Source organism: Bacteroidales bacterium, from assembly GCA_013141385.1.
GTDB lineage: Bacteria > Bacteroidota > Bacteroidia > Bacteroidales > Tenuifilaceae > UBA8529.
On sequence record JABFRB010000027.1, the window covers coordinates 13319 to 31922 of the forward strand.

Consider the following 18604-nt stretch of genomic DNA (forward strand, 5'->3'; position numbering starts at 1 on the left):
CCTGATATGGCTACAAAAACGCTGTCAGGGTTTTGAACCCTGACAGCGTTCTAATGTGGTATAATCTACACAAACAGAATGGAGTACTGGAAAAAACGAGTTAAGAAAAATTCCGTTGTTCCAATACTCCATTTAATTATATATTGTTGCTTTGGCATACTGAACTTAGTGAAATCCATAGGATTCGCCGAAGACAACCATCTGAATTTTAAATAATTAGATCCTTCGCTTCGCTCAGAATGACAAAGGTCTCATATTACAATTCATCATTATTAATGAAATGGGTTGAGATCTTCAGTTCAAACTGTTTCGTGTCATGCTGAACGGAGTGAAGCATTTACCATTTAGATAAATAGTTCCTTCGCTTCGCTCAGAATGACACCTTACATCTAACTGATGTTCCTTATGATTTTGATACTTGTCCGTCGAAAAGCCTAATTATCCTATGAGCTACCTCGGCATGTGATGGGGAGTGGGTTACCATAACTATTGTGGAACCTTCTTTATTCAACTCTTTCAATATATTCATAACCTCTTCGCCATTCTTTGAATCGAGATTACCAGTTGGCTCGTCGGCAAGAATTACTTTAGGGCTGGTTACCAACGCTCTGGATACTGCAACACGCTGTTGTTGACCTCCAGATAGCTGTAATGGGAAATGGTCTTTACGATGAACAACATCCATTCTCGTTAATATTTCCATAACCCTTTTCTTAGTTTCGGCTGGGTTTACATTCATATATAGCAATGGTAGCTCAACATTCTCGTAAACGGTTAATTCATCAATCAAATTAAAACTTTGAAAGATAAAACCAATGTTGCCTTTTCTAAAATTTGCTCTCTTTTTTTCATTCAATTTAGAGACTTCAGTCCCGTTAAAATTATATGAACCTTCGGTTGGAGCATCCAATAATCCTAAAATATTTAGCAAAGTAGATTTTCCACATCCCGAAGGGCCCATTATTGCAACAAATTCGCCTTCTTTGATATCAATATCTACCTCATTTAAAGCAAATGTTTCCATTTCACCTGTTGTGAAAACCTTTGTCAATTTTTGTGTTTTAATCATAATATTTGAATTTTGATTTAATAATTACAACCATGCTATTTATACTGGGCTTGCTTGTTATTAACTAATTTTATCTAAAACCTTATTAGATAAAAGAAATTCTCCTACTGTCACACCTTTTGAATCAATAAGATTAAAGTGATGACAATCTAAATTAAACACTTCAATATTCGAAGCAATTAAATCAATATTATTTGATTTAAGAGACTTGTAATGATCATGCATTAACCTAGAAATCTCAGTATTCATGCTAGGATTCGCTTGAGTAGCCTTAAACAGGATTACGTTTGAGTATTTTATGCGATTACTTATGGATGAGTCTGCTATCTTAGCCTCAGCCTCCGAGGCTGATTTTACTTTTTCAAAGTAATCTGCTCCGAATTTTTCTATCATATAACTCTCATCTTGTTTTATAGCATCTTCAGTATTTACTTGAATACCACTAATTAACTTCCTAGTATTTTCATCCCTTAAATAGGTATCCAATAGAATTACATTGATGCTTTTAAAACCTTTTGTTTCAAGAATTCCTGCCATTTCCAAGGCAATCTGCCCGCCGAGAGACCATCCTAACAGGTTAACGGTTTCCTTAAACGAGTATCTTTTCTCGTATTCTGATAGATAATGATTTGCAAGTTTGTTTAAGGAATCTATCTTCTTTTTATTGTGAATATTATAATTATCTATTCCAATACAGTTATATTTTGAAGATAGCATTTCGGTTAAGTGCTGGTACATTTCGGAACCAGCTCTACCGGGTGAGATAAAAATCATGTCCTCTAAATCTGGGTTGTAATTTTGATTGTATGGTTTAACCAGTTCGAAATTGACTTCTTGAGCAGCCAATAGCTTATCAATGGATTTAAGTCTAAATACATCGGCTACTCTTATATCATAACCCAAGACTTTGCTCATCCTGTGCGATATCTGGATAGCTAGGATGGAGTTGCCACCAATGCTGAAGAACTCGTCAGTAACACCAACTCGTTGAGTACCCAGCACCTCTGCCCATACACGGCAGAGTTCGATTTCCTGCTCTGTAACTGGGGCTACATAAGTTTCGGTTGCCATAGCACCTAGATCTGGATCTGGCAGAGCCCGACGATCCAATTTGCCGTTAAGATTCATCGGGAAGGAGTCCATAGCAATAAGAATGGCAGGCACCATATGCTCTGGGAGAACACCAGCGAGGGTACTTCGGATGTCTGTCTGGGGTAAAGTGACCCCTGATTCCAACACATAGTAGCCGACTATATACTTATCGCTACCCGCACCGGTACGTCGCTCACGTACTAAGACACAGGCTTGCTTAACGCCAGCAATTCGGGTTAGCGCATTCTCTATCTCCCCAAGTTCAATCCGGAAGCCACGAATCTTAACCTGATCATCATTTCGTCCGAAGAATTCTATGCTCCCGTCCGAGAGCCAGCGAACCTGATCTCCTGTTTTATAAAGGGTTTGTCCTCGTAGCCCAGAAATAGTGTTGGTAAGGAAGGCACGTCGGGTTTTCTCCTCATCGTTGAGATAACCCACAGATACACCATCTCCAGCAATGTAGAGCTCCCCTGGAATGCCTTCGGGGCAGAGGTTCTTGCTGCGGTCTAGGACAACTAGGGAGAGGTTGGCGATGGGTTCCCCGATCGGGATACTGCCTAGGGTCTGATAATAAGCAAGTTTATCTCTGTCGATCTCGTGAACGGCAGACATGATGGTAGCCTCGGTAGGGCCGTACATGTTGAAGATACGACACTCCGGGTTAACATGCTCGATGTAGCGGAGGACGGTGTCAACACCCAGCTTCTCAGCCCCAGGGATGAGCATCCGCAAATTATCCAGTCGCTTCCCGGGTTGAAGTATCGAACTGAACCACGAGGGCGTACCGTGAACAACGGTAATTCCATTGTTCTCTAAATAATCATACACCCGTGTTGGGTCGAGGAGTAGATCCTTTGGAACAGTATATAGGCTAGTACCGCTGGTGAGGGCAATGAAGATCTCCCATACAGACCAGTCGAAGTAGTAGGATAGATTCTGGAGAACCCGGTCATCGGGGCGAAGCCTCATAACCTCGTAACCCCAATGCATTAATGGGCAGAAGTTTCTATGGCTAATACGAACGCCTTTGGGATTTCCCGTCGAACCAGAGGTGTAGATGACATAGGCGAGGCCATCAGGCTGGCTGTATATCGGTAGCCCAGCATCGTCCTCATCTTTATAAAGTGATTCGGTAAGGTCGGCATAAACAATCTTATCACTAGGTAACTCCGTACGTCGTGTGCCCCCGTGCTGAGCCACTATGAGTTCAGTCTGGGTGTCGCCCAGAATGTAATCAACACGCTCTTGTGGGTAGTTAGGATCCATTGGAACATAAGCTCCACCAGCTTTAAGAGCGCCCAGAATACCAATAATCATCTCAACACTACGGTCTAGGCTCAAGGCAATCATAACACCACTAGGGAGTGGTTGACCTATTCGCTCCTGATAGAGAGTTCGGATTCGGCGAGCTAGTTGGTTGCTCTTTCTATCGAGTTCATCGTAGGTGAGTCGGTGATTTTCTCCCACTAGGGCAATGCCATCTGGGGTTCGTTTTACCTGCTCGCCAAAAAGTTGGGGTATTGTCTTTTCATTTGGATATTCATGATCTGGACGATTCCACTTGTATAGTATCTGCTCTCGTTCGGCATCATCTATGAGGCTGATTTGCCCATAGGGCATATCGGGGGACTCTAGAAGTCGGGAGAGAAGGAGTTTATATCTCGTGATAAGTCGCTCTATCGTAGCGCTACTAAAAAGGCTGGTAGCGTAACTGAACTGACCCCGAAGTTCTTCTTGGCTGTCGTCGATGAAGATGGATAGGTCGAACTTCTCGATCTCGTAGGCACCACCTAGATGGAATGGGACAAGGTAATCCTGTTCATCTCCCTGATCCTCTTTAGCACTACCAAAGCTCTGCACGCTGAACATAACCTGATAAACAGGGTTGCGGGAGAGGTCGCGGGTTACTCCCAGCTCTTCAACCAGCCGTTCGAAGGGGAGATCCTGATGCTGCTGCGCCTCTATCTGTTCCTTCTGAACCTGATTAATCAGGGTATCATAATTCTGGTCAACATTTAATAGAATCCGGTTGGCCTGAGTATTAACGAAGAAGCCTATTAGCCCTTCGGTTTGCTGGTGATGTCGGTTAGCCATAGGGCTGCCGATAACGATGTCGTCCTGCCCCGAATACTTACCGAGTAGAATACTCAAACTGCTAAGCATGGCGCTGTAAAGGGTGGCACCGTGCCGCTGAGCCAAAGCACGCAACTGCCGACTGGCATCGACCCCAAGGGTAAAGCCTTGAGAAGCCCCTCGGTAATCAACTTCGCCCGGTCTGACGAAATCGGTAGGTAATTCCAAATTTTGAAAACCGCTGAGTTTTCCTTTCCAATATGACAACTGACGATTCAGAGTCTCCCCGCTGAGGTAATCACGTTGCCAAACAGCAAAATCCTTGTACTGTATTTCTAATTCGGGAATACGGAACATATCGTCACCCCTGAGGTAGGCGCTGTAGTAGTTGGACAACTCACGCTGGAATATGCCCATCGACCAGCCGTCGCTAGCAATGTGATGAGTGTTGATGAGTAATAGTTTACTGTGCTGCGAGTCACTTAGCTGCACATCGTAAATGGTCACACGAATTGGATACTCACGTCCTAAATTGAATGGGCGATTAATATCTTTTCTTAGTATGGCTTTGTAGTCTGCACCAGCAGGCACTTTCACTTCTTCAATAGGCAGCGGAGTATCGTGTACAACCTGCACACCACGTCCCTGGCCATCAGGTTGTTCTATTGTACTCCGTAGCACCTCATGTCGGGAAACGACAGCCCTTAAGGCGCGCTTCAAAACATCACAATCAGCACCCTCTCCTAACTCAAACAGGGCGGGGATGTGGTAAGCGCTGCTCCCCTCCTCATATTGCTCGATAAACCATAGACGCTCCTGTGCAAATGACAGATCCGCACGGTTGCCATTCACCCGAGGGATGATGGCCTGAACGCCATCTGTGTCCTGTCCCAAGAGTTGAGCGATTGTTCGATATCGGAAAATATCAGCAACCTTAACATCACGCCCTAATGCCCGACTCATGCGGTGCGAAGCCTGAATAGCCAAAATGGAATTGCCTCCAAGTGAAAAGAATTCATCGGTAACACCAACACGTTCAATTCCTAGAATATCTGCCCAAACCTGACTCACTTCTACTTCCTGCTTTGTAGTTGGAGCAACGTAAGTCTCAACTGCTACAGCCCCCAAGTCTGGGTTTGGTAAAGCACGTCTATCCAACTTGCCATTGAGGTTCATCGGGAAGAAATCCATAGCAATGAGGATACTTGGCACCATATGCTCTGGGAGAGAGGCAACAAGAGCTTCTCTAATCTCTGCCTGACCAATTGTAATTCCCTCTTCAAGAACATAATAACCCACCAAATATTTATCGCTGCCCGAACCAAGTTTACGCTCACGTACTAAAACACAGCCCTGTTTTATCCCAGCAATACGGGTTAAAGCGTTCTCTATCTCTCCAAGTTCAATACGGAATCCTCTAATCTTAACCTGATCATCGTTTCGTCCAAAGAATTCAATGCTACCTCCAGTGAGCCAGCGAACCTGATCTCCGGTCTTGTACAGGGTCTCGCCTCGCAATTCGGAAAGTGGGTTGGGGATGAAGGCTCGTCGGGTCTTCTCCTCATCGTTGAGATAGCCCTTGGATACGCCATCACCACAGATATAAAGTTCTCCTGGCACACCTACAGGGCAATGGTTCATATTTCGATCTAAAACCGCTAGAGATAGGTTGGCTATGGGTTCCCCGATCGGGATGCTGCCAAGGGTCTGGTAGTAGGCTAGTTTACTTCTGTCGATTTCATGAACCGCTGACATAATAGTAGCCTCCGTTGGGCCGTACATGTTAAAGATTCGACACTCAGGACTAACATGTTCAATGTAACGAAGGATAGTATCAACGCCCAACTTCTCTGCCCCAGGAATTAGCATCCGCAGGCTATCAAGTCGTTTTCCAGGCTGTAAAATGGAACTAAACCAAGAGGGAGTCCCATGGATAACTGTGATTTTGTTAGACTCTACAAAGTCATAAACTCTTACAGGATCGAGAAGGAACTCCTTGGATACCATGTAGAGGCTAGCCCCGCTGGTGAGGGCGATGAAGATCTCCCAAACAGACCAGTCGAAGTAGTAGGATAGGTTCTGGAGTACCCGATCATCAGGTTTCAACCTCATCACCTCATAGCCCCAATGCATTAGTGGGCAGAAGTTCCTATGGGTTATGCGAACACCTTTAGGGTTTCCAGTTGAACCAGAAGTATATATGATGTAGGCAAGATCAGGTGCCTGACTATACATTGGCAAACTGGAAACATCCTCCTCATGGTAGAGGGGTTCGGTGAGATCAGCATAAACGATTCGTTCATTTGGAAATTCAGCTCGTCGTGTTGCCGAACGATGACTAATAACCAGTTCAACTTTTGTATCGCCTAAGATATAATCAACACGCTCCTGAGGATACCCTGGATCCATAGGAACATAGGCTCCTCCAGCCTTGAGTACACCGAGGATTCCCACGATCATTTCCAAACTCCGCTCCATGCTCAGGGCGATTAGCGTGCTGGGGGCTAGCGGCTGACCGGTTCGTTGCTGGTATCGGGTGCGGATGTGCCGGGCGAGCTGGTTGCTCCGCTCGTCGAGCTGGCGGTAGGTCAGCTGCTGCTCATTGTAGACCAAGGCTATTCCCTCAGGGGTCCGGGCAACCTGCTCGCCGAAGAGTTGGGGGATTGTCTTCCCATTGGGGTACTCATGGTCTGGACGATTCCACTCACGAGTAATTTGGTTGAACTCGGCTTCACTAATTAGAGCAATTTTGCTATAAGCCTTATCAGAAGCTTCTAGGAGTCGGGCGAGGAGACGCTGGTAGTGAGCAATGAGTCGTTCAATCGTATCTGCACGGAAGAGGCTGGTGGCGTAGCTGAACTGTCCCCGAAGTTCTTCCCTGCTATCGTCGATGAATATCGATAGATCGAACTTCTCAATCTCGTAGGCACCACCAATGTTGAATGGGACAAGGTGACCCAACTCATCTCCCTGCTCTTCTTTAGAACTGCCAAAACTCTGCACAGTAAACATGACCTGAAATACAGGGTTGCGAGAGAGGTCGCGGGTTACACCCAACTCCTCAACCAATCGCTCGAAGGGTAGATCCTGATGCTGCTGTGCCTCAATCTGATCTCTCTGAACTTGCCTGACTAGCGTGTCGAAATTCTGGTCTGCACCCAAGAGAATCCTATTGGCCTGAGTGTTGACAAAGAAGCCGATGAGCCCTTCAGTCTGCCTGTGGTGACGATTGGCCATGGGGCTACCAATGACGATATCATCTTGACCTGTGTATTTGCCAAATAGGATGCTAAAACTACTGAGCATGACACTGTAGAGGGTTGCGCCATGACGTTGGGCGAGGGTACGCAACTGCCGACTGGCGTCAAGACCTAGGGTAAAACCCAGGTTACTGCCTCGGTAGTCTACCTCGTTGGGTCGAACAAAGTCGGTGGGCATCTCCAAATTCTGGAAGCCAGCGAGCCGTCCATTCCAGTAAGCCAATTGACGATTAAGCATCTCCCCACTGAGGTAATTCCGCTGCCAAACTGCGAAGTCCTTATATTGGATTTCCAGTTCGGGGAGTCGGAACGCAAAATCGCCACGGAGGTGGGCACTATAGTATGCAGACAATTCGCGCTGGAATATACCCATTGACCATCCGTCACTGGCAATATGATGAGTGTTGATAAGAAGTAGGGTGCCGCTCCGTGAGGCGTCGAACTGTACATCGTAGAGCACTACCCTGATTGGGTACTCGTGCGCCAAATCAAAGGGGCGATTGATGTCGTCACGAATTAGGGAGATGTAGTCGCCCCCGGCAGACACAGAAATCTCACCAATGAGTAGTGGTTCGTGGTGTACCACCTGAATGCCTCGCTTCTCACCCTCTGCCTGTTCTATTGTGCTGCGCAGAACCTCGTGCCGAGCAACAACAGCCCTCAGAGCCGATTTCAATGCTTCGCGGTTAGCACCCACTCCTAGTTCGAATAGAGCTGGGATATGGTAAGCGCTGCTGCCCTCCTCGTACTGCTCGATGAACCAAAGGCGCTCCTGAGCGAAAGAGAGATCAACTCGGTCGCTCGATACCCGTGGGATATAAGCCCGAACGCCACCCACACCATGATCTAGTAGTTGGGCGATCGTCCGATATCGGAATATGTCAGCGACCTTGACGTCGCGTCCCAGAACCCGGCTCATGCGGTGGGAGGCCTGAATAGCTAGGATGGAGTTGCCACCAACGGCGAAGAATTCGTCGGTGACGCCTATGCGTTCTGCGCCCAGAACCTTCGCCCACGCCTGACACAGTTCAACCTCCTGAACTGTGGATGGAGCAACGTATGCCTCTGCCGCAGCTGCCCCCAAATCTGGATCTGGCAGGGCTCGGCGATCCAACTTGCCGTTTGAAGTCAGCGGAAGCGATTCCATGAGTACCATGGCACTCGGCAGCATATAATCGGGCAGAGTATGTGATAGTTTTTCAAGTATTATAGCGGATGTGAGTGTTGTTTCACTACCATCCATCACATAATAAGCAACAATGTATTTGTTACCTCCCGATTCTGTTTTCCGCTCTTTAACTATTACACAACTTTGTTTTATTCCTTTAACATGTGTTAGGGCATGTTCAATCTCCCCTAATTCTATTCTAAACCCTCTAATCTTAACTTGATCATCATTTCTGCCCATAAACTCAATATTACCATCAGGCAGCCAACGTACCAAGTCACCAGTCCTATAGAGTCGAATAAATCCATTTTTCTTATCTTTTTCAGAGGCAAACGGATTGGATACAAAGCATTCTTTTGTTAATTCAGATCGCTTTAAATAGCCATGGGCAAGACCAGCACCTCCTATGTACAGTTCTCCGATAACGCCAATAGGAACTGGTTTTAAATATTTATCTAGAATATAGACTGTTCTGTTACTAATCGGCTTACCAATGGGCACACTAATTGTTTCTACTGTTTTGTCGAGACTATAAGTACAAGTGAAAGTAGTACTTTCGGTAGGGCCATAACCATTTAGCAAGTGCCTTGGTCTTGCTGGGTTATTAATCATGAGATTAACAGTATTTTTATCTAGTGCTTCCCCTCCAGTGATTAGGTAGTTTAGATCTTCAAATAAAGTATTATCTCCGTAGTAGAGGCTATCGAAAAGTGTTTTTGTAAGCCATAATACTGTAATTTTTTGATTTTTAAGGAAGTTCTTAAATTCTTTAATATCCGAGGCAAGATTCTTAACATCTTTTGGAATTACCAATGTATTCCCTTTGAGAAGGGGCGTGAATAACTCAAATGTGGTTGCATCGAATACCGGGGAAGATAAAAATGCAAAAATATCATTGCTAGATACATCAATATAATTGCTCCAGACCAAACTCAGAATAGCCTCTTGTCCCACCATCACACCTTTGGGTTTGCCAGTGGTTCCTGATGTATATATTACGTAAGCAAGTTCACCGCCACTGCAAACTTGCATTAAATTGGACGAATCTTCTTTTTTATATAATTCTTCTGTTAAATCTACAACAATGACTTTTTCTTTTGGTAGACTTACAATATCACTCTCGTTCAAGTGTTTCTGACTTAGGATGAGTTCTGTGTCAGTGTCCTCAAGAATATAGTCGATTCTTTCTTGTGGATAGTTTGTATCTATTGGCACATATGCCCCTCCTACCTTAAGTATAGCAAGAACTCCTACTATCAATTCTGGACTTCTTTCTATGTATAGAGCTATAAGTGTATTCTTTGCAATAGGTTTTCCGTTTCTATTTTGGTATTGTAACTGGATATACCTCGCTAACTGATTACTGCGCTGATCCAGTTCCCTAAAGTTCATCCGAAAATTCTCATAAACTAAAGCAATGTTTTCAGGAAATTTCATTACTTGTTCTTGGAATACCTGTGGAATTGTTCTACCCTTAGGATAATCCTCACCAGTTTTACTCCAATGGTATATAAACTGATTATGCTCTTCTGTACTTAAAAGGCTGATCTGAGAATATGTTTTATCTGGTGTTTCTGATAATTGGGTGAGCAGTTGGGAATAGAGATGGGTAAATCTCTTGATGGAGTCCTTATGGAATAAACTTGTGGCATAACTGACAATTCCTACAATTTCTTCCTGATTATCATCTATAAAGATAGACATGTCGAATTTCTCTATCTTATAGTTGCCTTCTAATGAGACTGGCTTGATAAGGCTCTTTTGCTGGACTTGTGATTTATTCTGACTGCTAAAACTCTGGACTGAAAACATTACTTGAAAGATTGGATGCCTAGAGGTATCCCTGATAACACCAAGTTCTTCAACCAATTTTTCGAAGGGAAGGTCTTGATGGAGCTGCGTTTCCATTTGCTCTTTATGAACTTGCTTTATTAATGCTTCACAGCTTTGATCTTCCCTTAGTAAAACTCTATTCGCCTGCGTGTTAACAAAAAACCCGATCAGCCCTTCCGTTTGCTGGTGATGGCGATTTGCGATTGGACTTCCAATAATTATATCGTCTTGGCCTGTATATTTCCCCAATAGTATACTAGTACCGCTAAGCATCACACTGTATAGTGTGGTACCATTGCGCTGAGCAATTGATCTCAATTTATGACTAACATCCTTATTAAGTTTGAATACTTCATGGGCTCCTTTATAATCAATTCGGCTAGGTCTCACCAGGTCAGCAGGTAGTTCAAGGGTCTGATATCCAGATAATTTATTTTTCCAGTAATGCAGTTGGTCTTCTAGTATCTCTCCCGTGAGGTAAGCCTTTTGCCATACAGAATAATCCTTGTACTGGATTTCCAATGGGGGAAGAGCGAATTCGGTTATGTGGTTAACATAAGCCGTATAGTACGCATGTAATTCGCGTTGAAATATAGACATAGACCAGCCATCACTTGCAATATGGTGTATGTTTATCAACAAGAATTTTTTGCTTATAGTATTTCCGTCCTTAGTATTGGATTTTTGAACATGATATAATTTGCTTCGAATTGGGTATTCAACACTAAGGTTGAACGGATGGTTAATGTCGTCTTGAATTAGTTTTAGGAAAGTTTTATCATCAGAGAGGGTTATTTCTCCGATCACAAGGGGTGTATCGTGTACTACCTGTATACCTTGCGGCTGATCATCACGTTGCTCAATTGTGCTTCGTAGCACTTCATGGCGAACCACAATTTGTTGAAGGGCGTATTTTATAGCATCAACATTTGTGTCGGTTTCAAGTTCGAATATTGAAGGAATGTGGTATGCATTAGTTCCACCCTCATACTGCTCAATGAACCACAATCTTTCTTGAGCTGGACTCAGTGGATAGTGCTTTATTGAACTGTCCTTAAGAATTATAGTATCAAGAAAGCGTTCCTTAGAGAAAATTAAATTCTCATTAAGAATAGACTTTATCTGGATTCTATTGTTTTTGATAAAATCATTCGTCTCTTGGTTCTGAAACTTTTTGGGAGCGGAAAGTTTAATAGTTTCATTATCAAGCCAAATAGCTCCATCACTAATCCTTAACTCGTTAAAAAAGATATTTATTCTAGTCATACTGACTCCAAGTTAAATTCTTTAATATGCTGGTAATTAATAATTATTGAAGATTACTAACACCTAAAACTCTAGTTCAACACCTTCTAAATTAATCTGCTTATAAATAATATTTTTTAGTATCCCCTCAATGCTACTATACTTGAACACACTTGCAACCTTCACCGAGCACTCTAAAATTTTGCTCATTCTATGCGATACCTGTATGGCCAGAATTGAGTTGCCTCCCATTTTGAAGAAGTTATCCGTGATGCCAACCCTATCCACACCCAGTACCTCCTGCCATATTTGACACACTTTTGCTTCAATCTCAGTTGTTGGAGCAATGTATTCCTCCTTAGACATGTTGAAGTCCGGCTCGGGTAATGCACGCCGATCTAATTTCCCGTTAATGTTCATCGGGAGCGACTTCATTTCCACAAATGCGCTGGGTACCATGTACTCTGGAAGCACACATGAAAGCCTCCCTTGTATGGCCTCAAGGGTAAGTATATCAGCACCTTCACCCAACACATAGTAGGCTACCAAGTACTTATTACTGCCACCTTCTGATTTTCGCTCCTTGGCAATCACACAGCCCTGCTTTATTCCTGGAATTTGGGTTATGGCGTATTCTATCTCACCCAACTCTATTCTGTAACCCCTAATCTTTACCTGACCATCATTTCTACCAATAAACTCCAGATTGCCATCGGGAAGCCATCTCACCAGATCCCCTGTTTTATAAAGACGGGTATAGTTATTTGCATTTTCAAATTCCGTGGCGAACCAGTTGGTGACAAATCGCTCTTCTGTGAACTCTGGACGGTTTAAGTAACCTCGTGCTAAACTTACTCCACCTATATGTAGTTCACCTATGATATTAATGGGTACAGGTATATTATTCGAATCTAGAACATAGGCCATGTTATTGCTAGTTACTTTCCCCAATGGAATTGACTCCAAACTATTAAGTAATTCTTTATTGTTAAAATCAGTAAAACTTGTAATACCAACGGTTGTTTCTGTTGGTCCATAATGATGTAATATTTCTATTGATGGATTTAATCTAATAAATTCCTCCAATTCCACTTTATTCGCTTTTTCTCCTCCGACAATAATACACTTTAATAATTCTAGTTTGTTATTACCTCTGCTACTGTTTAATAGCAAGGAGAAATAACTTGGGGTAACTTTAATCAACTCAATTTTATGCCTATTGATATAATCAAGGTATAAGTTAATATCTTGTTTGATACCCGCCTTACAGATAACAACTTGCTGTCCGTAACACAAAGGTGTTAATAACACATTGACAGTTGCATCAAAAGATATACTTGAAGAGCAATCAATTATCTGAGCATTTACATAACAACTATGACTATAAATCCATTGATTATAGTTACATATCGAACGATGTGTTATCGTAGCCCCTTTTGGTTTACCTGTCGTTCCGGATGTGTATATTACATAAGCCAGATCACCTGCGGTGCTATACTGGGGTAGGTTTGATGTATCCTCGTTTTGATACAGTTCTTCTGCCAAATCTATGAGAATGGTTTTTTCGTGTGGTAACTGTACGTGATTGTCTTGATTCAAGTGCTTCTGGCTAAGCACAATTTCAACTTGAGTATCTCCCAATATATAATCCACCCTATCCTGAGGGTAATTAGTATCCAATGGCACGTATGCACCGCCAGCTTTCATTATAGCTAGCATACCAATCACCAATTCTACACTCCGATCCAGATATATAGCAACCAGAGTATCAGCAGCAAAGGATTGGTCGGTTATTTTTAGGTATTTCGCCCGAATATGCCTAGCCAGTTGATTACTCTTCTCATTGAGTTCACGGTAGGTTAATCGCTGACCTTCGTAGACCAAGGCAATACTATTAGGAGTTTTCTCCACTTGCTCCTGAAATAGTTGGAAAACTGTACTATCCTTAGGATATTCCTTGTATGTTTTATTCCACTGATAAACAATTTGGTGATACTCTTCAGGGTTAAGTAAACTAATCTGACTGTAAGGTTTCTCAGGGGTTTCCGTTAGTTGAGTAAGTAGACTTACATAGTAGGTCAAAAACCGTTCAATAGTCTCGGGACGAAATAGAGCTTTGGCATAGCTGATTTGCCCTTTTAGTTCTTGCTGACTATCATCTAAATGTATTGATAAATCAAATTTTGCAATTTCGTAGGCGTTCTCCAACTGAAATGGCTTGAAGTAACTCTTCTGTTGACCAATTGTTTTACTCCTCCCACCAAAAGACTGCACCGAGAACATTACTTGGAAGATGGGGTGGCGGGAAGTATCCCTGACAACCCCCAATTCCTCGACCAATTTCTCGAATGGAAAGTCCTGATATAGTTGCGCCTCCACTTGATCCAGATGAACCTGTTGAATTAAGGCCTCAAAACTTTGGTGTTTTTTTAACACCACTCTGTTTGTCTGTGTATTAACGAAGAAGCCAATCAAATTCTCCGTTTGTTGATGATGCCTATTGGCAGTTGGGCTGCCAGTGACGATATCTTCTTGTCCAGTGTATTTACCCATAAGGATGCTTAGCCCGCCTAACATCACACTGTGGAGAGTTGCACCTTGTCGTTGTGCTAGTGCCCTCAACTTATCGCTAGTTGAGGTACTCAGTGAAAATCCTTGATGGGCACCTCTGTAGTCTATCTCATTCGGTCTAGTATAATCGGTCGGTAATTCTAGTGTTTGATAGCCCAACAACTTGTTTTTCCAGTAATCTAACTGCTTTTCTAGAGTTCCTCCTGTAAGGTAGGCCTTCTGCCACACAGCGTAGTCCTTGTACTGAATTTCCAAAGCAGGTAAGCGAAATTCCTTATTTTTACTAATATAAGCTTCATAGTAGGCGTATAATTCTCGCTGGAATACACCCATTGACCAACCATCACTTGCAATATGGTGAGTATTGATAAGGAGTAAGATTTTGCTCTGAGGAGTTTCAAGTTTCGTTTTACTGGCTTGAATAGTATAAAATTTAATCCTAATTGGATATTCAGAACTTAGATTGAAAGGGCGGTTGATATCCTCCCTGATGAAAGACCTATAATCATCTAGATCCGAAAGCATTACTTCCTCAATGGGGACTATTGCATCGTGCACTACCTGAACACCACGTTCTTGCTCATCGTGTTGAATGGTACTTCTTAACACCTCGTGACGTTGGACGATCTGCTGGAGCGCATATCTTATCGCATCTGCATTAGCACTGCTATCGAGTTCAAATACAGCTGGCATATGGTAGACGTTGGTGCCCCCTTGGTATTGTTCAACAAACCATAACCTCTCCTGAGCAAAGGATAGGACAGCCCTATCCGTTTTAATTTTGGGTATGTTTATCTTGGTTTGACCCTCACTATGAAGCAGTAATTGTAAGATGGTTTTATGTTTAAATATTCCAGCAACTTTTACATCGCAATTTAACACCTTGCTCATCCTATGTGAAACCTGTATTGCTAGTATTGAGTTTCCACCTACCCGAAAGAAGTCATCCGTTATGCCAACCCGATTCAACCCAAGAGCCTTCTGCCACACACTACAAAGTTCTGTTTCTATCTCATTCGTTGGGGCAACGTACTCCCCCGATGATGAGTCGAAGTCCGTGTCTGGTAAAGCCCGCTTATCCAATTTGCCATTGATAGTTAGCGGGAACGATTCCATCGCCATAAAAGCACTGGGCAACATATACTCCGGAAGTCTCCCCGATAGCTGATTTAGGATGGCTGCTGATGTGAGGGTTTCATCACTTCCATCTAAAACGTAATATGCGGCAAGATACTTGTTGTTTCCCACTTCGGTTTTACGCTCTTTTACCAACACACAGCACTGTTTAACACCTTGTATCTGAGTTATAGCATGCTCAATCTCGCCCAACTCTATCCTGAACCCACGTATCTTCACTTGATCATCGTTCCTCCCAATGAACTGGATGTTGCCATCAGGCAACCAGCGTACTAGATCGCCAGTTTTGTAAAGTTTAGTATATCCGTTAGTCTTGCCCGAATCTGTAGCAAACGGATTGGAGATGAAACGTTGCTCCGTTAATTCTGGGCGTTTCAAATATCCACGAGCTACACCAGCTCCGCCAATGTATAGTTCTCCAATAATACCAACTGGAACTGGAAAAAGATGTCTATCTAAAATATATAATTTCTTGTCTGACAGATTTTTTCCGATCGGGACAACATTTTTTGTGTCATAATCGCTTAGATTACAAAATGTTGAGTAAACAATGTTTTCAGTGGGACCATAAACATGAATCAGTGTTGATTCAGAGTAGTTTATTTTAAATCTATTAACCATTTCAATACTACAGGCCTCTCCTCCAAATAACACCTGCCTAACACTAGTCAAGCACTTGGCCTTATTTTGTATCAATGAGTTGAACAGAGCCGTTGTAATGAAAATTGTATCTACCTTACAATCTATGAGTTGAGTGTCTAGCTTGGATAAATCAAACAGATTACTGCTATCAATCAGAACTAAATGCTTGCCATTTAATAATGAGAAAAATATATCAAAAATGCTACCATCGAAAGCATAGTTTGATAATCCTCCAACAATATGTGCTTTATCATTACTAATGTAATTATTCTCGATAGCAAAAGACACCACCTGATGATGCTCAACCATCACCCCTTTGGGCTTACCAGTAGTCCCTGATGTATAAATTATATAAGCTAGATTTGTCCCGCTGCTATGCTGAGGAAGATTAGAAGCATCCTTTTCTTCGTATAACCTTTCCGTTAAGTCAACATGAATAACCTTATCTTTTGGTAGCTTATCTTGGTGATCTTTACTCAAGCGTTTAAGGCTGAGTACAAGTTCTACATTAGTATCCTCAAGAATATAGTCAACACGCTCCTGTGGGTAATTCATATCCATTGGCACATAAGATCCCCCTGCTTTCAGAACAGCTAGTATACCGATCACCATTTCTGGGCTTCTATCAAGATAAAGGGCGATGAGGTTATCCCCCGTGAGGGTTTGCCCTGTCTTTGCCTCATATCTCGCCCTAATGTACCGAGCTAGTTTGTTGCTCTGTTCATTGAGTTCACGGTAGGTAAGTCGATGTCCCTCATACTCAAGTGCTATATTACCCGGTACTTTCTCAACCTGTTCTTGGAATAGAAGGGAAACTGTTTTACTCTTAGGATAATTCTTGCTTGTCTCGTTCCATTTATAGACGATTTGTTCGTACTCTTCGGAACTAAGCAAGCCGATCTGTTCATAAGGGTTTTCTGGAGCTTCCACCAACTTGTTAACAAGATGAATAAAGTGATTTGAAAGTCTCTCAATGGTTTCCTTACAGAATAGACTTGTCGCATAACTTATTGCTACTTTAATCTTTTCATAACCATCTTCAACAAAGAACGATAGATCAAATTTTTCAACCTCATATATAGTTCCAACCTTAATTGAGTTTGAATATAATATCTTTTGATTTGCTTTTTTACTTGGTTTGTCATGACTCTGCATGGAAACCATTACTTGAAAAACTGGGTGTCTTGAAGTATCTCGTTCAGCACCCAATTCCTCTACGAGCCTCTCAAAGGGCAGATCCTGATAAAGTTGCGCCTCCACCTGTTCTTGATAAACCTGCTTTATCAGACCCTCAAAACTTTGCCCATCGTGGAGCAGTATTCGATTTGCCTGTGTATTAACGAAGTAGCCGATTAGATCTGCGGTTTGATGGTGTTGACGGTTAGCAATAGGGCTGCCAATAACGATGTCGTTCTGTCCAGTATACTTTCCCAGTAGAATACCAATACTAGTCAGCATCAAACTATGCAATGTAACACCATGTTGCTGAGCCAAGCCTCTAAGTTTTTGGCAGACTTCCTCACTGATAGTGAATACTTTAAACGATCCTTTGTAGTCCACATGACTTGGTCTAATAAAGTCAGCAGGTAATTCCAAAACTTGGTAGCCTGATAATCTTCCCTTCCAAAAGTTTAATTGCTCCTCCAAAACCTCACTGGATAAATAAACCCTCTGCCATGCTGCATAGTCCTTGTACTGAATATCCAGTGCAGGTAGGCTAAAATTCATTTCCCCTTTAGAGTAGGCATCATAAAAGGCTTCCATCTCACGCTGAAATATGGTCATTGACCAGCCATCACTCGCTATATGATGTATGTTAATTATCAGCAAGATCTTTGTACTCGATTCTATGGACTTTGCATTGGAGCCCTGAATATAGTACAGTTTAACCCTAATAGGATATTCTATACCCAGATTGAAGGGACGATTGACATCCTCTTTAATTAACTTCAGGTAGTCCTCATCTTCAGTCACAAGGACTTCATCAATAGTTAGGTGTGTATCATGTACTACTTGTATCCCACATGCATGTTCCTCACTTTGTTCAATCGTACTCCTGAGCACTTCATGCCGAGCCACAATTTGCTTAATAGCATCCTTTAGGTTTTCTATGTTAATACTAGAATCAAGTTCAAGGACGCTAGGGATATGGTAGGCATTGGTTCCCTCTTCGTATTGTTCGACAAACCAAATCCGCTCTTGTGCTGGACTCAGCGGGTAATGAGTTACGAATTTATCTTTGAGGATGTTCACATTCAAAAATTGTTCCTTCGAAAAGATACTATTTTCGTTAAGAATAGATCTTATATGACTCTTATTATTTCTAATAAAGTCCTGAGTTTCTTGGTTCTGAAAATTTTTTGGAGCGGAAAGTTTGATCGTATCGCTCTCAAGCCAAATAGCTCCAGCGTTAAATCTCAACTTTTCAAAAAAGGAAATTATGTCTGCCATATTAACTCTAAATAATAATATATTATATACTATAAGTCTATATTTTTCTATTGTAACTAA

General features: G+C 42.4%; 3 protein-coding genes. All 3 read right to left on the minus strand.

All coding sequences use genetic code 11. The annotated features are described in order from the left end of the window. Positions 1-403 precede the first annotated feature (403 nt). Complete coding sequence (locus HOO91_15935; GenBank protein ID NOU19047.1) at positions 404-1069, minus strand: ABC transporter ATP-binding protein; 666 nt, start codon at positions 1067-1069, stop codon at positions 404-406. Positions 1070-1129: 60 nt separating this feature from the next. Then, the gene (locus HOO91_15940) at positions 1130-11764 is read right to left on the minus strand and encodes an amino acid adenylation domain-containing protein (protein ID NOU19048.1); all 10635 of its coding nucleotides are present in this window, start codon (positions 11762-11764) and stop codon (positions 1130-1132) included. A gap of 63 nt (positions 11765-11827) precedes the next feature. Further along, a complete protein-coding gene (locus HOO91_15945; protein NOU19049.1) occupies positions 11828-18544 on the minus strand; it encodes an amino acid adenylation domain-containing protein in 6717 nt (2238 codons plus the stop codon). Positions 18545-18604 lie beyond the last annotated feature (60 nt).

Coding starts and splice junctions, on each gene's coding strand:
- HOO91_15935 (NOU19047.1), bottom strand. CDS start 1,069: ATGATTAAAACACAAAAATTGACAAAGGTTTTCACAACAGGTGAAATG.
- HOO91_15940 (NOU19048.1), bottom strand. CDS start 11,764: ATGACTAGAATAAATATCTTTTTTAACGAGTTAAGGATTAGTGATGGA.
- HOO91_15945 (NOU19049.1), bottom strand. CDS start 18,544: ATGGCAGACATAATTTCCTTTTTTGAAAAGTTGAGATTTAACGCTGGA.